This window comes from Mycobacterium sp. IS-1264 (assembly GCF_001954195.1).
Taxonomy (GTDB): domain Bacteria; phylum Actinomycetota; class Actinomycetes; order Mycobacteriales; family Mycobacteriaceae; genus Mycobacterium.
On record NZ_MBES01000062.1, the window covers coordinates 40,763 to 63,022 of the forward strand.

Consider the following 22,260-nt stretch of genomic DNA (forward strand, 5'->3'; position numbering starts at 1 on the left):
GTCACCGTCCGGTCACGGTCCGACAAATAATCCCGCGTGGGGCTCACCAGCTATTTTCCGCATGCAACTTCTGTTGTAAAAGTGTCTGTAGTGACTGGTGTGATTCAACGGGCGACCGACTGATTCACGTTCCGAGTCATCAGGCGGCGGTCGACCCCGGCGTGGTGGTCGTCGCCATCGACCCGAGCGAGCCCAGAGAGGTTGCACTCCGATGAAACGCATCTACTCCTTCGCCATCGGCCTGGCCGTGCTGCTGGCCCCGATGGCCACCGCCGCGCTGGCCACCGCCGGCCCGGCAGCCGCCGACCCCGGCGCCCGGCAGATGGACTACCAGCAGGTCACCGACATCGTGGTCCAGCGTGGTCTGTCGCAGCGCGGCGTGCCGTACTCGTGGGCGGGCGGCGGCGTCAACGGCCCGAGCCGCGGCACCGGCACCGGCATCAACACCGTCGGATTCGACGCCTCGGGCCTGATGCAGTACGCCTACGCGGGTGCCGGGATCAAGCTGCCGCGTTCCTCCGGCGCGATCTACCGGGTCGGCCAGAAGGTCCTGCCGTCGCAGGCACGCAAGGGCGACATGATCTTCTACGGCCCGGAGGGCACGCAGAGCGTCGCGATGTACCTGGGGAACAACCAGATGCTCGAGGTGGGTGACGTCGTCCAGGTTTCGCCCGTGCGCAGCAACGGCATGACCCCGTACCTGGTGCGTGTCCTCGGAACCCAGGCGGGCCCGCAGGCGCCGCTGCAGCAAGCGCCGGTCCAGCAGACGCCCCAGCAGGTGCCGGCGCAGCAGGTTCCGGCCCAGCAAACCCCGGGCCAGCAGGTTCCGACGCAGCAGCTGCCCGCGCAGCAGGTTCCGACACAGCAGGCGCCCGGGCAGGCCCCGTTGCAGCAGTCGCCGACGCAGCAGCTGCCCGGCCAGGCCCCGTTGCAGCAGGTTCCGACGCAGCAGGCCCCCTTGCAGCAGGTTCCGACGCAGCAGGTGCCGGTTCAGCAAGCGCCGGTGCAGCAGGCACCGTGGCAACCCCAGGTCGGTACCGTGCGATAACCCCTCAGCCGCCCGACCAGCCGCCACCCGCTTCCTCGCACTGAGGAGCGGGTGGCGTTTTCGGTAAATTAGCGATCGACCATGCCGACCCTGCCACCGCCTCCGCCGCCGATCGCCACCGCGAATCCGGTCGCTGCCAGGGCGCCCGGGGCTGTGGCAGGGTCGGGCTTTTATCGCTACGACCTCGACGGGCTGCGCGGCATTGCGATCGCGCTCGTCGCGATGTTTCACATCTGGTTCGGGCGGGTCTCCGGCGGCGTGGACGTGTTCCTGGCCCTGTCCGGTTTCTTCTTCGGCGGCAAGATTCTCCGCGCCGCGCTCGATCCGGCCGTTTCGCTGTCACCGATAGCGGAAGTGACCCGGCTGGTCCGCCGGCTGGTTCCCGCGTTGGTCGTCGTCCTGGCCGGGTGCGCGCTGCTGACCATCCTGGTGCAACCGCAAACCCGCTGGGAGACCTTCGCCGACCAGAGCCTGGCCAGCCTCGGCTACTACCAGAACTGGGAGCTGGCCAACACCGCGTCGGATTACCTGCGAGCCGGTGAAGCCGTCAGCCCGTTGCAGCACATCTGGTCGATGTCGGTTCAGGGCCAGTTCTACATCGCCTTCCTGTTGCTGGTGGCCGGGTGCGCCTACCTGTTCAGGCGCCGGCTGGGCGCGCACTTACGGACCTTGTTCATCGTGCTGCTGACCGTGCTGACGGTGGCCTCGTTCGGGTACGCGATCGTCGCGCATCTGGACAACCAATCGATCGCCTACTACGACAGCTTCGCGCGGGCGTGGGAGCTGCTGCTGGGCGCGCTCCTCGGGGCGCTGGTGCCCTACGTCCGCTGGCCGATGTGGCTGCGCACCGCCGTCGCCGCCGTCGCGCTGGCGGCCGTCGTGTCGTGCGGGGCCCTGATCGACGGCGTCAGAGAATTTCCCGGCCCGTGGGCGCTGGTCCCGGTCGGGGCCACCATGCTGATGATCCTCGCCGGGGCCAACCTGCACGGCCGGCCCGAGGGCCGGATGCCGCTGCCGAATCGGCTGCTGGCGGCGGGGCCGCTGGTTGCCCTGGGTGCGATGGCGTACTCGCTGTACCTGTGGCACTGGCCGCTGCTCATCTTCTGGCTGTCCTATACCGGCCACAAGCACGCGGGCTTCGTGGAAGGCGCGGCCATATTGCTGGTGTCCGGGGTGCTGGCACACCTGACCACGCGGCTCGTGGAGGATCCGCTGCGGTATCGGACGACGAACGGCAGGCAAGCCAGCACGGCCCCGGCGCTCCCCTGGCCGGCGCGGTTCGGCCGGCCGACGATCGCGCTGGGGTCCGCGGTGGTGCTGTTGGCCGTCACGCTCACGGCGACGTCGTTCACGTGGCGTCAGCACGTCACCGTGCTGCGCGCCGCGGGCAAGGAACTGAGCGTGCTCAACCCGCAGGACTACCCCGGCGCCCGCGCCCTCACCGAACACGTGCGGGTGGCGGCGCTGCCGATGCGGCCTACGGTCTTGGAGGTCAAGCAAGACCTCCCGGTCTCCACCAGGGACGGGTGCATCAGTGACTTCGTCAACCCCGCGGTGGTCAACTGCACTTACGGCGACGTCGCGGCCACCCGAACCATCGCCCTGGCCGGCGGGTCCCATGCCGAACATTGGCTGCCGGCGCTGGATGTGCTCGGCCACGCGCACCACTTCAAGGTCGTGACCTATCTGAAGATGGGCTGCCCGTTGTCCACCGAAGAAGTCCCCTTGATCATGGGCAACAACGCGCCCTACCCGCAGTGCCGCGAATGGGTCCAACGCACGATGAGCAAGCTGATCACCGACCGTCCCGACTACGTGTTCACCACGACGACGCGGCCGTGGAACATCAAAACCGGCGATGTGATGCCCGCCACCTACATCGGAATCTGGCAAACGTTGTCCGACAACAACATTCCGATCCTCGGTATCCGTGACACCCCCTGGCTCGTCAAGAACGGCCAACCGTTCGATCCGGCGGATTGCCTGGCCAAAAAGGGCGGCAACGGGCAGTCATGCGCGGTCAAACGTTCCGATGCGCTGGCCGAGCACAACCAGACCCTCGATTTCGTCGAGCAGTTCCCGCTGCTCAAGGTGCTCGACATGTCGGACGCGATATGCCGCGCCGATGTCTGCCGCCCGGTGGAAGGAAACGTGCTGATTTACCACGGCGCTCACCACATCACCCCCACCTACATGCGGACGATGGCCCACGAACTGGGCCGGCAGATCGCGGCGAACACCGGTTGGTGGTGAGGCAGCCGCACCCAGCCGGCGCGGATAAGGTCGAGGGATGCCGTCGAACAAACCACCCGCGACTTCGGGCGTCGCGGAACCCGATACGGAAGAGTCCGCACCCACCTTGCCCACCGTGTGGCCGGGCAATGCCTACCCGCTCGGGGCCGCCTATGACGGCGCGGGAACTAACTTTTCGCTGTTTTCCGAAATCGCCGACAAGGTCGAGCTGTGTCTGATCGACGCCAACGGCGGCGAGTCGCGCATCGCCCTCGACGAGGTCGACGGATACGTCTGGCACGCGTATCTGCCGAACATCACCCCGGGCCAGCGCTACGGCTTTCGCGTGTACGGGCCATTCGATCCGGCCGCCGGCCACCGGTGCGACCCGAGCAAGTTGCTGCTCGACCCGTACGGGAAGGCTTTCCACGGTGATTTCAGGTTCGGCCAGGCGCTGTACTCGTATGACATGAGCGCGGTCGACCCGGACACCAACGGGGTCGACACCGGCACGCCGCCCATGGTCGACTCGCTCGGCCACACCATGACCAGCGTGGTGAGCAATCCCTTCTTCGACTGGGGTTCCGACCGGGCGCCGCTCACCCCGTATCACGAAACGGTCATCTACGAGGCCCATGTCAAGGGCATGACGCAGACCCATCCCGGTGTCCCCGAGGGGCTTCGGGGCACGTATGCCGGGCTGGCCCACCCGGTGGTCATCGACCACCTCAAATCGCTGAATGTGACGGCGCTGGAACTGATGCCGGTTCACCAATTCATGCACGACTCGCGGCTGCTGGACCTCGGGCTGCGAAACTACTGGGGCTACAACACGTTCGGGTTCTTCGCCCCGCACAACCAGTACGCGTCAAACCGCGACGCCAGCGTCGCCGAGTTCAAAACGATGGTGCGCAGCCTGCACGAAGCCGGCATCGAGGTCATTCTCGACGTGGTCTACAACCACACCGCCGAAGGCAACCACCTGGGGCCGACCATCAACTTCCGCGGCATCGACAACGCGGCCTACTACCGGCTGGTCGACGAGGACCTGCGGTTGTACAAGGACTTCACCGGCACCGGCAACAGCCTCAACGCCCGTCATCCGCATGTGCTTCAGCTGATCATGGACTCGCTGCGCTACTGGGTGACCGAGATGCACGTCGACGGGTTCCGGTTCGACCTGGCCTCCACGCTGGCCCGCGAGCTGCACGATGTGGACCGGCTGAGCGCGTTTTTCGATCTGGTGCAACAGGATCCGATCGTCAGCCAGGTCAAGCTGATCGCCGAGCCGTGGGACGTCGGCGAGGGCGGCTATCAGGTCGGCAACTTCCCGGGTTTGTGGACCGAGTGGAACGGGAAGTACCGGGATACTGTGCGTGACTACTGGCGGGGCGAGCCCGCGACCCTCGGCGAGTTCGCCTCGCGGCTGACCGGGTCGTCGGACCTCTACGAAGTCACCGGCCGGCGCCCCAGCGCGAGCATCAATTTCGTCACCGCCCACGACGGATTCACGCTCAACGACCTGGTGTCCTACAACGAGAAGCACAACGAGGCCAACGGCGAAGACAATCGCGACGGGGAAAGCCACAACCGATCGTGGAACTGCGGCGTCGAGGGCCCCACCGACGACCCGGAGATCGTCGAGCTGCGTTGCCGCCAGATGCGCAATTTCTGGGCCACCCTGATGGTCAGCCAGGGCACGCCGATGATAGCCCACGGCGATGAGATCGGGCGGTCGCAGAACGGCAACAACAACGTCTACTGCCAGGACTCCGAATTGTCTTGGATGGATTGGTCTTTGGTCGACAAGAACGCCGACCTGCTGGCGTTCGCGCGCAAGGCCACCGGGCTGCGCAAGGACCATCCGGTGTTCCGCCGGCGCCGGTTCTTCGAGGGCGAGCTGATCCGAACCGGCGACGAGGTTCGCGATATCGCCTGGCTGACACCGGGCGGGCGGGAGATGACCCACGAGGATTGGGACAAGAGCTTCCACCATCGCTGTGTGGCGGTGTTTCTCAACGGCGACGCCATCGCCGCGCCCGATGCCCGCGGCGAGCACGTGGTCGATGATTCGTTTCTGTTGTGCTTCAACGCCCACGACGACTACGTGGAGTTCGTCGCCCCGCACGACGACTATGCGCGCGAGTGGACCGTCGAACTGGACACCAACCACCCCGCCGGCGACGCCGATTCGGTTGTGGCGGCCGAAGAGAAGTTCGAAGTGCCGGCCCGCTCGTTGCTGATCCTGCGTAAGACCGCCTGACGCATGGCTTTTCCGGTCCGGGCGACCTACCGGTTACAGCTGCGTGGTGAGTCCAGCGGATTCGGGTTCACCTTCGCCGACGCCGAGAACCTGCTGGATTACCTCGACGACCTCGGCGTCTCGCATCTGTACCTATCGCCCATCTTGACCGCGGCCCGCGGGTCCAGCCATGGATACGACGTCACCGACCCGACGACCGTGTCGCCGGAACTGGGCGGCCCCGAGGGCCTGGCGCGGCTGTCGGCGGCGGCCCGCACGCGCGGCATGGGCCTGGTCGTCGACATCGTGCCCAACCACGTCGGTATCGACAGACCCGAGCAGAACCCGTGGTGGTGGGACGTGCTGCGGCACGGCCGGTCCTCGCCGTACGCGGCATTCTTCGACATCGACTGGGACGTAGGTGACGGGCGAATCGTCTTGCCGCTGTTGGGTTCCGACGAGGACGCCGGCGACCTGACCGTCGACGGGGAGCTGCTGCGGCTTGGCGAGCTAGCCTTGCCCATCGCTCCCGGCACCGGGGAGGGCACCGGACCGGAGGTGCACGATCGTCAGAACTACCGGTTGGTGGGCTGGCGAAACGGGGTCTGCGGGTATCGCCGCTTCTTTTCGATCACGTCGCTGGCCGGGCTGCGGCAGGAAGACCGCGCGGTATTCGACGCCAGCCACGCCGAAGTCGCCCGCTGGTTCGGCGAGGGTCTGGTCGACGGCGTGCGCATCGACCATCCCGACGGATTGTCCGATCCGTGTGGATATTTGGCGTGGCTGCGCGACCTCGTCGGGCCGGACGCCTGGATCGTGATCGAAAAGATTCTCGCCGTCGACGAGGCGCTGGAGCCCACGCTGCCGGTGGCCGGCACCACCGGCTACGACGCCCTGCGTGAGGTGGGCGGGGTCTTCATCGACCCGGCCGGAGTGCCTGCTCTGACCGCGCTGGTCGAATCGGCCGGCACCGACTATCGCGCGATGCCGGAACTGTTGCGCGACCTCAAGATCCATGCGGCCACCGACACCCTGGCCAGCGAACTGGATAGGCTGCGGCGGTCCATCGCGGCCGCGGCCGGAACCGATCATCCGCTGCTGCCCGAGGCGGTGGCTAGCCTGCTCAGCCACATCGGGGTGTACCGCTGCGATTACCCCGGCCTGGCCGCGGTCCTGCCCACCGCGCTGGCCGAAACCCAGGCGGCGGCACCGCAATTGGGGCCAGCGCTGCAGGTGATCGCCGCCGCGCTGGCCGCTGGCGGCGAACCCGCCACCCGCCTGCAGCAGCTGTGCGGCGCGGTGACCGCCAAGGCCAGCGAGGACTGCCTGTTCTACCGCGACGCCCGGCTGGTGTCGCTGAACGAGGTGGGCGGCGAGCCGCGCCGGTTCGGCGTGAGCACCGCCGAATTCCACCACCGCGCCGCCACCCGCGCCAGGATGTGGCCGTGCGCGATGACCACGCTGACCACTCACGACACCAAGCGCGGCGAGGACGTGCGGGCCCGCATCGGCGTGCTCTCGCAGGTGCCGTCGCTGTGGACCGAGTTCCTTGCCCGCTGGGAAATCGAGGCCCCCTCCCCGGATCCCACGACCGGACGATTCCTGTGGCAGAACATCTTCGGCGTCTGGCCGGTGAGCGGCGAGGTCACCGACGAGCTGCGCGGTCGGCTGCACGGGTACGCCGAGAAGGCGATCCGGGAGGCCGGCCTGCACACCTCGTGGAACGAGCCGGACCCCGCCTTCGAGGAGGCGGTGCACCGCTGGCTGGACACCGTGCTCGACGGGCCCGTGGCGCCCGCGCTGACCGAGCTTGTCGCCCAACTCAATCCGCACGCCGCGAGTGACGCACTGGGTCAGAAGCTGCTCGCCCTGACGGCGTCCGGCGTCCCCGACATCTACCAGGGCACCGAGCTGTGGGACGACAGCCTGGTGGATCCGGACAACCGCCGCGCGGTCGACTACGCAGCCCGCAGGGACGCGCTGAGAGAGTTGCGGCACCCGAAGATGCGCGTCGTCACCACGGCGCTTCGGCTGCGGCGTTCCCGTCCCGACAGCTTTGTCGGCGGCCGATACATTCCAGTCCTGGCCGACGGGGATGCCAACGAGCACGTGCTGGCCTTCCGCCGGGGCGAGGACATTCTGGTCGCAGTGACCCGCTGGACCGTGCGGCTGGCCGAAAAAGGTTGGGGCAACACCGTGCTGCCGCTGCCCGATGGGACATGGACCGACAGGCTTACCGGCGCCGTTACAGACGGCCCGACGTCGGCCGCCGAATTGTTCGCGGACCTGCCCGTCGTCCTGCTGGAGCGCCATCATGACTGAATTCCGCGTCTGGGCGCCCACACCGAAGGAGGTGCGCCTCGACCTAAACGGCCCAGACGGCGAGGCGCATGCGATGACGCGCTCGGGTGACGGCTGGTGGCACACGTCGGTCGATACCGCGCCGGACGCCAGGTACGGATTCGTGCTCGACGACGACCCAACCGTCCTGCCCGACCCGCGATCCCCTCGCCAACCGGACGGGGTGCACGCACGCTCTCAGCTGTGGGACGCTTCGGCCGCGGCCTGGACCGACGACGCCTGGCCCGGCCGTTCCGTTGAAGGCGCGGTGATCTACGAGCTGCACCTCGGCACCTTCACCCGCGACGGCACCTTCGACTCCGCCGTCGAAAGGCTGGACTACCTCGCCGATCTCGGTGTCGACTTCGTCGAGCTGATGCCCGTTAATTCCTTTGCCGGCACGCACGGCTGGGGCTACGACGGCGTGTTGTGGTACAGCGTGCACGAACCCTACGGCGGGCCCGACGGCCTGGTGCGCTTCGTCGACGCCTGCCATGCCCGCGGTCTGGGGGTGTTGATCGACGCGGTGTTCAACCACTTCGGCCCGTCGGGCAACTACCTGCCCCGCTTCGGCCCCTACCTCTCGTCCGCGAGCAACCCGTGGGGAGAAGGCATCAACATCGCCGACGCCGACTCCGACGAGGTGCGCCGCTACATCATCGGATGCGCGCTGCGCTGGATGCGCGACTTCCATGCCGACGGCCTGCGGCTCGACGCGGTGCACGCGCTGGTGGACACCACGGCCGTCCATATCCTCGAGGAACTCGCCACCGAAACCGACTGGCTGGCAAGGCAGCTGGGCCGCCCCCTGTCGCTCGTCGCCGAAAGCGATCTCAACGACCCGCGCCTGATCACGCCCCGCGACCGCAACGGATACGGCATCACCGCGCAATGGGATGACGATATCCACCATGCGATCCACACCGCGGTATCCGGTGAGCGGCAGGGCTACTACGCCGACTTCGGCTCGCTGGCCACGCTGGCGAAAACCCTGCGCCACGGGTACTTCCACGCCGGCACCTACTCGTCGTTCCGCCGGCGCCGCCACGGGCGGCCGCTGGACACCTCTGAGGCGTCCGGCATCCCCGCGACCAGGCTGCTCGCCTATACCTGCACCCACGATCAGGTGGGCAACCGCGCGCTCGGCGATCGCCCGTCACAGCGACTCACCGGCGGCCAGCTGGCCATCAAGGCGGCCCTGGTGCTCGGGTCTCCCTACACCGCAATGCTTTTCATGGGCGAGGAATGGGGCGCGTCGACGCCGTTCCAGTTTTTCAGTTCACACCCCGAACCGGAGCTGGCCCGGGCCACCGCGGAGGGCCGTAAAGCCGAGTTCGCGGAGCACGGCTGGGACGCCTCGACGAAAGGGGAGATACCCGACCCCCAGGACCCGCAGACGTTTCTGCGCTCGAAGGTGAATTGGGACGAGGCCGGCTCCGGCGAGCATGCCCGCTTGCTGCGCCTCTATCGCGACCTGATCGCCCTGCGCCGCACCGAGCCCGACCTGGCCGATCCCTGGCTGGATCACCTCGCCGTCGACTACGACGAGGAGCAGGCCTGGATTGTGTTGCGCCGCGGCCGGTTACGCATCGCATGCAACCTGGGCGCCGAGCCGGTGACAGTACCGCTCACCGGTGACGTCGTGCTGGCGTGGGGTGAGCCGACGGTCGGTGGGGAAACCACAGAGCTGCCGGCGCATTCGTTTGCCATTCTGCGGGTCGCCGGGTAGCCGTCAAACGGGTTCGTCGTCGTCTCGGCCCCGCAGGAATCGTTCGGGGTGATGAAACGCGTTGGTTCTGGGCTGGCCGCGATCTAAGTGCGGCGGCGGTATCCACTCGGTGTGGCCTCGTGCGTTGGTGCGGGTGGTCCAGCCCTTTTCGACGAGCCGGTTATCGGGGCCGCAGGCCAAGGTGAGGTCATCGATGTCGGTGCGGCGCGTTCTGGCCCAGCCGCGGACGTGATGCACCTGGCTGTGGTAGGCCGGTGCGTCGCAGCCCGGCCTCGTGCACCCACGATCCCTGGCGTAGAGCATGATTCGCTGCGCCGGGGAGGCCAACCGTTTGGTGTGATGCAACGCCAGCGGCTTGGCCCGGTCGAAAATCGCCAGATAGTGATGGGCGTGGCTGGCCATGCGGATCACGTCCGACATCGGCACCAACGTTCCCCCACCGGTGAGCGCCTTGCCCGCGGCGGCCTCCAGTTCCTGCAGCGTGGTCGTCACCACGATCGACACCGGCAGCCCGTTGTGCTGACCCAACTCGCCCGAGGCGAACAGGGCGCGCAGGCCGGCCAGCACTGCGTCATGGTTGCGCTGGGCTTGGGATCGGGTATCGCGGCGCACCGCATCCTCATCGGGTTCCTGGTCGACCACCGGGATTTCGTCCTCGGGGTTGCAGGCGCCGGGGGCGGCCAGCTTGGCCAACATGGCCTCGATCGCCGCCCGCAACTCCGGGGTGATCAGGCCGCTCAGGCGTGACATGCCGTCGAATTCCTGCCTGCCCAGGGTGATGCCGCGCTTGCGGGCGCGTTCGGCGTCGCTGAATTCGCCGTCGGGGTGCAGCCAATCCATGATCCGCTGTGCGTATTTCGCTAACTCATCGGGGCGATAGTGGCTGGCCTGCTCGGCCAAATCGGCCTCAGCGGCCTCGCGGGTGCAGAGATCCACCTCGGCGGGCAGATGGGCGAAGAAGTCGCGGATCACCTTCACATGCCCGTCACCGATGCGCCCCTGGCGCTGAGCGGTCGCGGTCGCGCTCAAGTGCGGCGCCAACGGCTCCCCGGTCAGCGCCCGCCGCGGCCCGAGGTCTGCGGCTTCGGCGATGCGCCGCGCCGCGTCGGCCTTCGTGATGCGCAGCCGGTCGGCCAGCGCCGAGCGCAGCGGGCCACCCAATTCTTCCGGACCGGCTTGGGCGCCAAGCTGATTGATCAAAATGTGCTGCGGGGCACGCAGCCGGCGTGCGGCCGATTCGAGGCTTTCCAGGGCCCGCAGTCGTTCCGGGGTGGTCAACACGTCAAAAGACAACTTGCCCAGACGCTCGAGGTCGGTCTTGAGCGCGTCGAAGACCTCGACGATCTCCTCGCGACTACTCGAACCCATGCCCCAAACACTACGAAGCCCCACCGACAAGATTCCTCGCTTTGTGACCACTGAAGCGAAAGTGGCACAAGGGATTACACGCTGGACCGGCCGGTTCCACGCACCGCCGCGGCGACGGCATCGGCAAGCGGATCGATCTCCTCGGCGGCGAGGTCCGCGATCGTGATGCGCATGCCGGGCCCGGTGCGAATTCGAAACCGCGTGCCCGGCGCCGCCGCCCAGCCCGCGCCCAGCAGCCGGGTGATCGCGACGGTCTCATCCGGGACGGGGATCCACACGTTCAGCCCGGACCGGCCGCAAGCGGGGACCCCGCGATCGGCGAGCGCGGCGCGCAACTTCGTGCGCGTGGACGCGTATCGCCGTTCGGCCTCGCCGATGAGCCGGGTCGCGGCCTCGTCCGACCACAGGCCGACCGCCATCCCTTGCAGAATGTGGCTTACCCAGCCGGGCCCGAGCCGCAGCCGGCCGTGTACCCGCTCGACGGTGCGGTGGTCGCCGGCCAGGACGGCTACCCGCAGGTCAGGGCCGTACGCCTTGGAGGCCGAGCGCACGAAGGCCCACTGGCTGGTCGACCCGGCCAGGGCGTGCAGCGGGGCGCCGGAGATGCCGGCGCAGTGATCGTCCTCCACCAGCAGGGTGTCAGATCGGTCGGCCAGCACGCCGCGCAGCGCGTCCGCGCGATCCGCCGATAGCGCCGCGCCTGTCGGGTTCTGCGCACGATTGGTGAGCACCAGCGCGCGCACTCCGCGATCCAGTGCCCGGGCGACGTCGGCGACCAGCGGCCCGTCGTCGTCGACCCGAACCGGCTCAGCCGAAAGCCCCAGCGCCGCAAGCAGATCCAACAGGTTGGCCCAGCCGGGATCCTCGACGCCCACCCGGTCGCCCGGGCGCAGGTGCGCGGTCAGCGCGCGCTCGATGCCGTCCAGCGCACCGCTGGTCACGGCGAGATGTACGGCCGGAACGCCGTCGGCGCCCAACGCCGCGCGGGCGTGCTCGACCAGATCGGGCGACATCGCCGGCTCGCCATAGAGCACCGGCCGGACAACGGGAGCGGGCGCCGCCGCGATGGGCAGCAGGGCGGGGTTCGGGTTGCCGGTCGACAGATCGCGGACCCCGGCGGGAACGTCGAGCCCGAGCAGGGAGCGTGGGGTGGTCGCGGGGCGGTGGCGCACCCGCGTGCCGCGCCGGCCCGCGGTCTCGACGGCGCCGCGATCGCGCAGTAGGCGGTAGGCAGCGGCGGCGGTATTCGGGTTCACACCGAGCCGGGCGGCCAGGTCCCGGATCGGCGGCAGCGCGTCGCCGGGCGCCAGCCTGCCCGTCGAGATCGCCTCTTCCACGTCGGCGGCTATGGATTCCGCGCCCGTCCCCGCTATGCTGTATTGCACTGGCACAGTCGATATTATGTACTATTACAATATCGAATGACAAGTATCGAATGACAACAGCGAGGCAATCCGTTGGACTACCGCCCCACCCCACGCACCACACCCAACCGCTACCGGGAACGGGCCCGCTACGACCGCGACACCGTGCACCGGATCCTGGACGAGTCCCTGATCTGTCACCTCGGCTACCTCAGCGCCGGGCGGCCGGTGGTCTTGCCCACGACGCATGCCCGCCACGGCGAAACCCTGTACCTGCACGGTTCGACCGGCAGCGGCCCCATGCTGGCCGCCAAGGCGGGGCCCTCGGGTCTGCCCGTCTGCGTCACCGCCACGCTCGTCGACGGGCTGGTGCTGGCCCGCTCGGCGCTACACCATTCGCTGATGTATCGCTCGGTCGTCGTGATGGGCGACGCGCGGGTGGTCGACGATCCGGCCGAGAAGCGGCGGGCGCTGGAAGCGCTGCTCGATCACATCGCGCCTGGGCGCGCCGCCGACTGCAGGCCGCCGACCGGGCGCGAGCTCGCGGCGACGTCGGTGCTCGCGCTCGACCTCGTCGAGGTGTCCGCAAAGGTGCGCAGCGGCGGGCCCGCCGACGAGCCGGAGGATTTGCCGCTGCCGCACTGGGCCGGAGTGCTGCCGCTGAGCCTGTCGGCCGGAAAGCCGGTTCCGGACGACGACCTTGATCCCGCTACCCCGGTGCCGCCGTACCTGGCGGCCTACTCGCGCTAGCCGCCGGTCTACAGCAGGTATCGGTATGCGGGCGAATCGGGCTGGAGGGTTTCGACGTGGATGTCGGTCGCCCGAATCCGGGCCAGCAGGCCGTCGAGGTCCGCGGACGAGCCCAGCTGGATGCCGACCAGCGCCTCACCGGTCTCGCGGTTGTTGCGCTTGACGTACTCGAACAAGGTGATGTCGTCGTTGGGCCCGAGCACCTCGTCGAGGAACCGGCGCAGCGCCCCGGGCTCCTGCGGGAAGTCGACCAGGAAGTAGTGCTTGAGGCCGAGGTGCACCAGCGAGCGCTCGAGCACCTCGCCGTAGCGCGAGACGTCGTTGTTGCCGCCCGAGATCAGGCACACCACCGTGGAGCCCGGCTCGACGTCGGCTTCCAGCAGGCCCGCCACCGACAGCGCGCCGGCCGGCTCGGCGATGATGCCCTCGTTCTGATAGAGGTCGAGCATCGCGGTGCACACCGCACCCTCGTCGACCGTCGTGATCGACACCATGTCGCCGGCGGCGGCCAGCGCGGCGTAGGTGAGCGTTCCCGCCCGCTTGACCGCGGCGCCGTCGACGAACTGGTCGACGTGGTCCAGCGTCACCGGCTCGCCGGCGGCCAGCGCGGCCATCATCGCGGCGGCGCCGGCGGGCTCGATGCCCAACACCGCGGTGTTCGCCGTCCGCTCGGCCAGGTATGTGGTGATGCCCGCGATGCAACCGCCGCCGCCGACCGGGACCACCACCAGGTCGGGCTCCCCAACACCAAATGTGTCGAGTTGCGAAAGCAGCTCGACGGCGATGGTGCCCTGGCCGGCGATAGTGCGCAGATCGTCGTACGGCGGCACCAGCGTGGCGCCGGTGCTCTCCACGTCGGCCAGTGCCGCCTCGGCGGCCAGGTCGTAGGTCCGGCCCCCGATGATCAGCTCGATGAACTCCCCGCCGTGGTAGCGGATCCGGTCCAGCTTTTGCCGGGGCGTCTTCGCCGGGACGTAGACGCGGCCGCGCACACCTAGCGCCCGGCACGCGTATGCGAAGCCCTGCGCGTGGTTACCCGCCGACGAGCACACCACGCCGGCCGCCGTCTCCTCGGCGGACAGCTGCACCAGCAGGTTGTAGGCGCCGCGCAGCTTGTAGGAGCGCACGGTTTGCAGGTCTTCGCGCTTCAGGTAGACCTGCGCGCCGGTGATCGCCGACAGCCGATCACTGCGCTGCAACGGGGTGGGCGTGACCACCGGCGAGATCCGCTTGGCCGCGGCGTCGATGTCGGCCGCGGACAGCGGCGACTCGCTCGGGCTCTGACTCAGTTCAGCGGACACCGGTCAATCGTGCCATGTCGCGCCCTCAACCTGCGAAAGCGGCTCAGTTCACCGGCGTCAGCACGAACACCGGAATCTGGCGTTCCGTCTTTTTCTGGTACTCGGCATAGTCGGGCCAGGCCTCGACGGCACGCTCCCACCAGGTGGCTTTTTCCTCGCCGAACACCTCGCGGGCGTCGTAGTCGCGGGTGACGGCGCCGTCCTGCAGCTCGACGCGCGGGTTCTTGACGATGTTGTGGTACCAGACCGGGTTCTTCGGGGCCCCGCCGAGCGACGCGACGACGGCGTACTCGCCGTTGTGCTCGACCCGCATCAACGGGGTCTTGCGGAGCTTGCCGGTCTTGGCTCCCACAGTGGTCAGCAGAATGATGGGCTTGCCCTTCATGTCCGCCGCGTCCTGTCCGCCGGATTCGGCGTACTTGTCGGCTTGTTCGCGGGACCAATCCCATGGGCTGGGTGCGTATTCACCTGAAAGCGGCATGTCCCTCACCTTACGGCTGAACATTACGGCTGAACGAAGGGACGCAAATGACGCCGGGTCTGGTGATCCGGTGCGCCGGCCTCGCCGTCGCGGTGCCGGCCCTTCGTGTAGTCGCCTTCCCAATTCAGTCGCTCGCCCGCGGCGACGTCCGCCTCCGCCTGGGTTCGCCCCAAGTCGTCGCGGGAGCGAAGGAAGAGCTCGTGCTTGCGCCGCAGCTCCTCGTCGGACTCGATGCGCCGAAGCTCCGGGGCGAATTCCTCCAGCTCGGCGCGGCGCTGCGGAACAATCATGCCGATCGGCTCGTCGACCTCGAACCGCACCGGCATCAGCTTGCGGGTGAATTTCCAGCTCATGCTGAAACTCGCACTCGCCCAGTCGGTTTCGACGACGCCCTCCAACGGGGACACGGCGTCCTTCGGATAGTTCGCGGGCCCGCGGACCAACAGGTTATAGCCGGGCGGAGTGCGGAACAGCATGGGCAGATGCCAGGTCAGGATGCCGTTACCGAAATGACTGGACGGCAGGAACTGGCCGGGCTCGCGACTATCGGGTGCGACCAGCACGTCCACGCCGCCCTGATCCATCCAGGTGGCGGTGAACGCGCACGGATTGCGCAGCTCCCAACCGCTCTGGTTGGCGATGAGCATGGGCAGACACCGGCTGGGCCAACCGATCCGCTGCTCCGACATCTCCGACATCCACGTCCGGGTGATCGGCGCCGGGCCGATCGGGGGTGTGTTGTCCCGGGTGATGAACCCGATCAGCGGGCGGCCCTGCGCGTCGGACTTGTCAGACGTTGGAATCCCCTCCCCTACAAGCACGCGCAGTTTAGCGCGGAGGGCTCCTTAGCGGGTCCTGGCCAGCTCGGCGATGGCATTGACCCGCCGGATGGCCGTCGCGATCTCGTCGGCGAACTGCCGCCGCCGCTCGGCGATGTCCGGGTATTCGAAGCCGTCCACCAACTCGCGATGCCGCGCCAGGCGCAACGCGGTCTTGAACAACTCCATCGACCTCGACTCGGCGCTGGCGATGCGGCGCTGCAGCTCCCACTGCTTGCCCACCTCGAGGCACTCGGTGAGGAACGCCTGCTCGTCGAACGACTCGTCCTCGTGGGAGGCCAGCCGGTCGGCGACGATGTGGTACGCGTCCAGGAAGGGGCGCAGCACCAGATGTGCGAGCAGCAGGTCCGCCCGCTCCAGCAGCCGCCGCACCTGGGCCGCGCTCGCGGGCTTGGTGGTGTCTTCCACCGGCCCGATCAGCCGTACCTCGTCGGCGAGGTCCTTCTCGAACTGCGCGCGGGCCGAGAACAAGAACTCGAACTTGAGCAGCTCGCGAAGGCTCAGCGCCTCGTCGCGCACGGAGGCCGGTGCGACCAAGCCGTCTTCCGACATTTCCCCCGAAGTTTCACAAGCGGCCAGCAGCGCGGTCTCGGCGATGGCGCGGTCGACGAGGATGTGGATGGCGGTGTTGCGGTAGAACGCCGCGACCAGGTGCTGGTCCTCGCCGATGCCCCAGACCGGTTCGGTGCCCGCGTCATAGACGCTGACGACGCCGGAGGCCACCAGTTGGTGCAGGGTCCACCGGATCGTGGAGCGGTTCGTCAGGTCCGCGGCGCCGGCCACCGCCCAGTTCCGCGCCGCGATGTAGCTCGCCAGGGGCCGCACGGTGGCCAGCACCTCGCTGATGGACAGCGAGCGGTCCGCACCCAGCAGGGCGAGGCTCACCACCGCGGTGGGCGTGACCGGCGTGGCGCGGTTGATCCGGTGCTCGACGTCGAGCGCGATCCGTTCGATCTCCGTCCCGGCGCCGGATTCCTCGGCGCGCAGTTCCTCCAGGCGCCTGCGCAGCGGCAGCGGTTCGCCGAAGTCCAGGTACGCGCGGCCGAGCCGCTCCCCTTGCTGCCGGGCCAGCCGAATCAGGAAGCGGAAGTCCTCGGGCCGCTTCGTCGCGCCATAGGCCTCGGTGGTCATGGCCTCCACCTCGTGCAGCTGGTCATACACGATGGAGGTCGGCACCAAATACACCTCGGGGCCGTCGATTTCGTCGACCGCGTCGCTGATGTAGCGCAGGATTCCGAACACCGGGGGCCGCAGCTTGCCGGTCCGGGTCCGGCCGCCTTCGATCGACCAGGTGAGGTTGGCGTGGTTCTGCACGAGCTGCGCGGTGTAGGCGCGCAACACGAATCGGTAGACGGGAATGTCTTTGGTCTGGCGCCGGATGAAGATCGTCCCGGTGCGTTTGGCCCAGGCGCCCATCGGGAAGAAGTTGAGGTTCGCGCCGCCGAAGGTCAGCGCGGGCGAGAGCCGGTTGGCCTGGATCATCTCCGGCAGCAGCGTTCCGTCGAGATAGGAGCGATGCGAAAACGCAAACGCCAGCGTCGCTTTGCGATCCAGCTTGCGCAGCGCCGCGATCTGATCCTCGTCGACGAGAACGTCGTAGGCCCGCATCAGCCACCGACCGAATCCGCGCCAGGCGCTCACCGCCCGCTCGTCCAGCGAGGCCGACATCTCGCGCAGGTAGCCCGCGGCCTCGGCGCGCACACCGGCCGGGTCGCGGCCGAGTTCGTCGGCCAGCTTGTCGAGCCGCTCGACATACCACGGCGCGGCCAACAGCTGAACGACCTCGGCCACATCCGTCGACAACGGCGTCGCCGATTCTTCGAGTATTCCGGTGCGTTGCAACACCTTTCGCGCTCCGACGCGGCCGAGCTCGCGAGCCGTCGCCATCCGTCCCCCGCTCACGCCGGTTGCACCGTTGCGGCCACGGAGGGATCGCGGGGCTCGTGGACCTCCGGAGGTGGGTCGGGTGCGTACAGTTCCTCGATCTCGGCGGCGTACTTGGCCATGATCGGCTTGCGCTTCAGCTTCATCGTCAGCGTGATCTCGTCACCGCCGGGCTCCCACAACGTCGGCAGCACCCGGAAGCGCTTGATCTGTTCGACCCGCGAGAGTTTGGCATTGCCCGCGGCCACCCCGGCGGCGATCCGGGCGACGACCTCCGGGTGGGCCGCCAGGGCTTCGGGCGAGGCGTCGGAAAGCCCATGCTGAGCGGCGTACGGGCCGACCGATTCGGCGTCGAAGACCATCAGCGCGGCGTTGTACGGTCGCCCGTCGCCGATCGTGATCATCGCGCCGACCATCGGGCAGGCGGCGAGGATGGCGTTCTCAATGTTGGCCGGGGACATGTTCTTTCCGGCCGCGTTGATGATCAACTCCTTCTTGCGGTCCACGACCCGCAGATAGCCGTCGTCGTCGACCTCGAGGATGTCGCCGGTGTGCAGCCAGCCCTCGGCGTCGATCGCCTCGGCGGTCTTCGCGGGTTCCCTGCGGTAGCCCTTCATCACCAGCGGCCCGCGGATCAGGTACTCGCCGTCCTCGGCGATCTTGCCCTCCAGCCCCGGCAGCAGCTTGCCGACGGTGCCCAGCCGGGCGACGCTCGGATGGCTCACGCTGGCAACGCAACTCAGCTCCGACATCCCCCACAGCTCGGCGATCGGAATGCCGATGCCGAGGAAGAACGCCAGCGTCTCCTTGGGTATCGGGGCGGCGCCGGACACCGCCCAGCGCAGCTCGCCGAAGCCGAGCCGTTCGCGCAGCTTCGACAGCACCAGCTCGTCGGCCTTGGCCCACTCGGCGGCGACGTCGTCGGGCATGGGTTGACCGGCTAGTTCGGCGTCGGCGCGCTTGGCCGCCACCGACATCGCCCACTGCAACGCCTGCCGCTTGACTTCGTCGGTCTCGTGGTCGACGGTGAACTCGATTGCGGCCTTGAGCTTTTCCCACACCCGCGGCACGGCGCCCCACACCGTGGGCCGCGCGTCGGGCAGCGCGGCGGCGATGGCCCGCACGTCGGAGATCACCGTCACCCGGGCGCCGAACGCCTCCAGCCCGTAGAGCGCCATCACCCTGTCGGCGATGTGCGCCGACGGCAGGAACGACGTGACCCGCTCGCCGAACCCGACCGGCAGGACGGTGTAAAGGGCGAACAGCTCGAACAGCAGATTGGTGTGGGTCATCTCCACGCCCTTGGGATTTCCGGTGGTCCCCGAGGTGTAGATCAGCGTGGCGACGTCGTCGGGCCGCACCGCCCGCCAGGTGGACTCGAAGTCGAAATCGGCTGGCGCGGCGGCATACAGCTCGTCCACCGAGATGGTGCCGGGCGGCGAACCGTCGATGCAGACGATGTGCTCGATGTCCGCACCGCTGGCGCGAATGCGGTCCACGTACTGCTCCTCGCAGATCGCGACTTTGGTGCCGGCGTTGCCGAACAGATATGTGAGCTGCTCGGCGGGCAGCGTGTTGTACACGGAAAACGAAGTGGCACCGACGTGTTGGGCGCCGATTTCGAGCGGATAGAACTCGATCCGGTTGGCCATCATCAGCGAGACCGTGTCCCCGCGCCGAACTCCCAGACCCGCCAGGCCCGCGGCGACCTTGCGCACCTGCTTCGCCAGCTCGCGCCACGTCAGCGTCTGGGTGTCACCGGGCGTGCGCAGCACGACGGCGTCGGGATCGATGGACGCGGTGCGCTGGAAGGCCTCGCACAGGGTGGCCGGACGCTCGGGTGTCGTCATGTGCGTTCTCCTTTGCGTCGGCGCTGCCCTTCGTGAGCGTACGTCCGCGATCGCCGGGCGCGGAATAGGTTGCTTGATTTCTCCGGCGCGCCAACGTCGCCGGTCAGGGGCACCTAGTACGTTGTCGATCATGCGGCCCGATCGAGGCGTTGACGTCAGCGACCTCTCCCCGCTGGAGCAGACCGCATTGCTGACCCAGTACGCGCGGGCGCTCGACAACCGATGGCCGCGGCACGGCCGGAGGCCGCGATCGATCCTGCACGACGAGCTCGCCGACGACATCGTCAGAAGGATCGACTACGACTTCGAGAGGCTCGGCGTGCCCATGAGCGTGGTATGCCAGGCGTCCCTGCGCGCGAAGATGCTCGACGACCGGGTGCGAGCCTTCACCGCCGCGCACCCCAACGCCGTCGTGGTGGACCTCGGCGCGGGTTTGGACACGGGCCTGTTCCGGGTGGACCCGCCGGCCGCGGTGGATTGGTACAGCGTCGACCTGGCGGGCGTCATCGCGCTGCGTGACCGGCTGATGCCGACCCACCAGCGGGCCCACTCGGTCACCGCATCGGTGGCCGACGACAGCTGGCCCAACGCCATCCCGGGCGGGCGGCCCACCATGGTGATCGCCGACGGACTGTTCGCGTTCCTGTCCGAGCCGGTGATCGCCGGTGTCTTTCGCCGCGTCACCGAGCACTTCGCGTCCGGGGAACTGGCCTTCAACGACTACGGGCGCATCGGCTGGTTCAGCCGGCTGGCGGTCAAGCTGGCCCCGCAGCAGATGTTCAGCAGCGTCGGCGCCCAGTGGGGTTATCCGGGGTTCAAGGACGCCCGGGTGCCACAAATATGGAATCCACGGCTGACACTGGTCGAAGAGGCCAGCCTGGCACACGCGCCCGAGGTCGACGTCTTTCCGGGCTGGATTCGGTTGGCTACCAAGGTATCCGGCAAGTTCGCGGCGTTCGCCCGCAAGGCCCGCATCCTGCGCTACAAGTTCTGAGTCTCCAGCGGGCTGTGAATGCCGCACGTGCAGGCGTCGATCGACGGGCACGTACAGCGCATTCCCCATTCGATGACGGCGCGCGCCCGGGCCAGCGACGCCATCTGCGCATCGATTTCGGCGAGCTTGGCCTCGGCCAGCGCGCGGCTGGCGGGGCGTCCCGGGGCGTCATCGGCGAACAGCACCTGGATCTCCTCGAGAGCAAACCCGGCGGACTTGCAGAGCCCGATCACCTCGAGCCGGGCCAACACCGCGTCGTCGTAGCGGCGCTGACCGCCCAGCCGCGTCGGCGCCGGCACCAGCCCGATCCGCTCGTAGTAACGCAGCGTGGTCGCGGCGACCCCGGCCTGGCGCGCGACCTCGCCGATCGTCAGGCGTCCGCCCATCGGCCCTCCCGAGAATTCCATGCTTGACTTAGAGTCAACTCTAAGTTGTTGACTCTGTCCATGACTCACCCACTCGCAGAACTGGGCGCCACCCGCTACGCCCTGCTCCGATCGTTTCGCCGCGACGGCACGCCCGTGGACACCCCGATCTGGTTCGGGTTCGACGGCGATGCGCTGGTATTCCGGACCAAGGTAGGCCCGAAGACCCGGCGGCTGGCCGCGCGCCGCGAGGTCGAACTCGCCGCGTGCGACTACCGGGGCCGGGTGCGCCGCGGCGCGACGACGGTCGCGGGCCGGGCCACCATCCTGTCGGGCGCCGACGCCGAGCGGGCCAACCGGGCGCTGCACCAGCGGTATGGCTGGCAGTGGAACATCGTGCCGCTGATCAAGGTGCCCGGAGTGACGAACGTCCACCAGGACCTGTGCCTGCGCGAGAAACTGCGCCGCGCGCGTGACCGCGGGGTGTGGGCGGACAGCGCCATCGTTCGGGTGGATCCGGCATGACACCCACGACACTGGTGCCCGACCCCGTCCGCTCCCCCAGCGTTCTCCAATGCTGCACCGCCGCTGCCGGACTCGTCCGTGGCCTGGTGCGGCCGCGGCGGTTCGATCAGCGCTTCGTCCGCGGCGTCGTCGACGCGGGCCTGCCGGATCCCCGCGGCACCGCGAGCGTGCGGGCGCTGCCGCAAGTGCCGCGTTCGGTGCCGACCGCCGCGATCGTCGAGGGCACGTTCAAGCCCGCCCGCATCGAGAACTCGCTGACGTCGTTCGTCGTCGCGCATCCGGAGGCGACGTTCATCGTCGATCCCGCGGTGTGCCTCGACGTCGAGCACCGGGCGATCGCCCAGCTTCCTGCGGTGCTGCGCGCCGTGGTCCGCCCGCCCGCCGACACCATCCCCACGATCACGGCCCTGCGCGGGCTGCCCGAAACGCCTCGACTGGATTTCGCGTTGCCCACGCACGCCCACTGGGACCACGTGTCCGGGCTGCTGGACATGCCCGACCTGCCCGTCCACCTGCACCGCGTCGAGAAGGAGTGGATCGGTTCCGGCCCCGTCGCCCCCGTCGGCGGCGTCCGCGACTCGCTGCGCGATCGGCCCGTCATCGAATACGAGCTGGACGGTCCGCCGGTGCTGACCTTCACCAGAAGCCGCGACCTGTTCGGGGACCATTCGGTCATCCTGGTGGACCTGGCCGGACATACGCCGGGCAGCGTCGGGGTGCTCGTCCACACCGGGCGGGGATGGATCCTGATCGCCGGCGACGCGGCGTGGCACCACCTGCAGATCGAGAAGGTCCGGCAAAAGTCAAGCTACCCCGGCGTTTTGGTGGATGAGGACCGCGAGCAGACCTTCCGAACGCTGCAGCGACTTCATCTCGCACGCCACACGGTGCGGATCATCCCCACCCGCGATCACCAAGCGGCACTGCAGCTCCCGGCTTGACCGTCGA

At 68.5% G+C, this 22,260-nt stretch carries 17 protein-coding genes; 9 read left to right on the forward strand and 8 right to left on the reverse strand.

What is annotated here, in order from left to right:
- Positions 1–211: 211 nt before the first annotated feature.
- The 5 genes from ripD to treZ all read left to right on the forward strand — a co-directional run bounded on the left by ripD (position 212) and on the right by treZ (position 9,591).
- On the forward strand, positions 212–1,048 hold the full coding sequence (gene ripD, locus A5744_RS13980) for an NlpC/P60 family peptidoglycan-binding protein RipD (protein ID WP_076061927.1): 837 nt from the start codon (positions 212–214) through the stop codon (positions 1,046–1,048).
- An 81-nt stretch (positions 1,049–1,129) separates the two neighbouring features.
- The gene (locus tag A5744_RS13985; RefSeq protein WP_076061929.1) at positions 1,130–3,301 is read left to right on the forward strand and encodes an acyltransferase family protein; all 2,172 of its coding nucleotides are present in this window, start codon (positions 1,130–1,132) and stop codon (positions 3,299–3,301) included.
- Positions 3,302–3,338: 37 nt separating this feature from the next.
- The gene (glgX, locus tag A5744_RS13990) at positions 3,339–5,543 is read left to right on the forward strand and encodes a glycogen debranching protein GlgX (RefSeq protein WP_076061930.1); all 2,205 of its coding nucleotides are present in this window, start codon (positions 3,339–3,341) and stop codon (positions 5,541–5,543) included.
- Between the two features lie 3 nt (positions 5,544–5,546).
- Positions 5,547–7,844, forward strand: a complete 2,298-nt coding sequence (gene treY / locus A5744_RS13995) for a malto-oligosyltrehalose synthase (RefSeq protein WP_076061932.1) — start codon at positions 5,547–5,549, stop codon at positions 7,842–7,844.
- Positions 7,837–9,591: a malto-oligosyltrehalose trehalohydrolase gene (gene treZ, locus A5744_RS14000; RefSeq protein ID WP_076061933.1), complete on the forward strand. Its 1,755-nt coding sequence runs from the start codon at positions 7,837–7,839 to the stop codon at positions 9,589–9,591. Before treY ends, treZ begins: the two co-directional genes overlap by 8 nt.
- A 3-nt stretch (positions 9,592–9,594) precedes the next feature.
- On the opposite strand, the gene A5744_RS14005 is transcribed toward treZ, so the two are convergent.
- Together A5744_RS14005 and A5744_RS14010 are read right to left on the reverse strand one after the other, a co-directional pair.
- The gene (locus A5744_RS14005; RefSeq protein ID WP_083679295.1) at positions 9,595–10,959 is read right to left on the reverse strand and encodes an HNH endonuclease signature motif containing protein; all 1,365 of its coding nucleotides are present in this window, start codon (positions 10,957–10,959) and stop codon (positions 9,595–9,597) included.
- A gap of 74 nt (positions 10,960–11,033) precedes the next feature.
- Positions 11,034–12,350: an aminotransferase class I/II-fold pyridoxal phosphate-dependent enzyme gene (locus A5744_RS14010; protein WP_076061937.1), complete on the reverse strand. Its 1,317-nt coding sequence runs from the start codon at positions 12,348–12,350 to the stop codon at positions 11,034–11,036.
- Between the two features lie 66 nt (positions 12,351–12,416).
- Between A5744_RS14010 and A5744_RS14015 the strand changes: the two genes are divergently transcribed.
- Entirely contained in the window at positions 12,417–13,073 is a 657-nt protein-coding gene (locus tag A5744_RS14015; RefSeq protein ID WP_076061939.1) for a pyridoxamine 5'-phosphate oxidase family protein, read from the forward strand.
- Positions 13,074–13,081: 8 nt separating this feature from the next.
- On the opposite strand, the gene ilvA is transcribed toward A5744_RS14015, so the two are convergent.
- Genes ilvA through fadD11 form a run of 5 tightly spaced genes read right to left on the reverse strand, consistent with a single transcriptional unit; the run spans position 13,082 to position 19,428 of the window.
- Positions 13,082–14,374: a threonine ammonia-lyase gene (gene ilvA / locus A5744_RS14020; protein WP_076061940.1), complete on the reverse strand. Its 1,293-nt coding sequence runs from the start codon at positions 14,372–14,374 to the stop codon at positions 13,082–13,084.
- 43 nt (positions 14,375–14,417) lie between these two features.
- The gene (locus tag A5744_RS14025) at positions 14,418–14,855 is read right to left on the reverse strand and encodes a nitroreductase family deazaflavin-dependent oxidoreductase (RefSeq protein ID WP_076061976.1); all 438 of its coding nucleotides are present in this window, start codon (positions 14,853–14,855) and stop codon (positions 14,418–14,420) included.
- 23 nt (positions 14,856–14,878) lie between these two features.
- Positions 14,879–15,676 (reverse strand): DUF6065 family protein, encoded by a 798-nt coding sequence (locus A5744_RS14030; protein ID WP_240563040.1) that lies wholly within the window; start codon positions 15,674–15,676, stop codon positions 14,879–14,881.
- A 24-nt stretch (positions 15,677–15,700) separates the two neighbouring features.
- Positions 15,701–17,581 carry a lysophospholipid acyltransferase gene (locus A5744_RS14035; RefSeq protein WP_139331349.1) on the reverse strand — a complete coding sequence of 627 codons (1,881 nt, stop codon included), beginning with the start codon at positions 17,579–17,581 and terminating at the stop codon, positions 15,701–15,703.
- An 11-nt stretch (positions 17,582–17,592) separates the two neighbouring features.
- Entirely contained in the window at positions 17,593–19,428 is a 1,836-nt protein-coding gene (gene fadD11, locus A5744_RS14040) for a fatty acid--CoA ligase FadD11 (protein WP_076061943.1), read from the reverse strand.
- 130 nt (positions 19,429–19,558) lie between these two features.
- Here fadD11 and A5744_RS14045 point away from each other — a divergent pair, with 130 nt between their 5' ends.
- Entirely contained in the window at positions 19,559–20,422 is an 864-nt protein-coding gene (locus tag A5744_RS14045; RefSeq protein ID WP_076061945.1) for a class I SAM-dependent methyltransferase, read from the forward strand.
- Here A5744_RS14045 and A5744_RS14050 read toward each other — a convergent pair.
- Entirely contained in the window at positions 20,410–20,808 is a 399-nt protein-coding gene (locus A5744_RS14050) for a MerR family transcriptional regulator (protein WP_076061980.1), read from the reverse strand. The two genes, A5744_RS14045 and A5744_RS14050, sit on opposite strands and share 13 nt — an antisense overlap.
- A gap of 60 nt (positions 20,809–20,868) precedes the next feature.
- On the opposite strand from A5744_RS14050, the gene A5744_RS14055 reads away from it, so the two are divergent.
- Positions 20,869–21,312: a PPOX class F420-dependent oxidoreductase gene (locus tag A5744_RS14055; RefSeq protein ID WP_076061946.1), complete on the forward strand. Its 444-nt coding sequence runs from the start codon at positions 20,869–20,871 to the stop codon at positions 21,310–21,312.
- The gene (locus A5744_RS14060; RefSeq protein ID WP_076061948.1) at positions 21,309–22,253 is read left to right on the forward strand and encodes an MBL fold metallo-hydrolase; all 945 of its coding nucleotides are present in this window, start codon (positions 21,309–21,311) and stop codon (positions 22,251–22,253) included. Before A5744_RS14055 ends, A5744_RS14060 begins: the two co-directional genes overlap by 4 nt.
- Positions 22,254–22,260 lie beyond the last annotated feature (7 nt).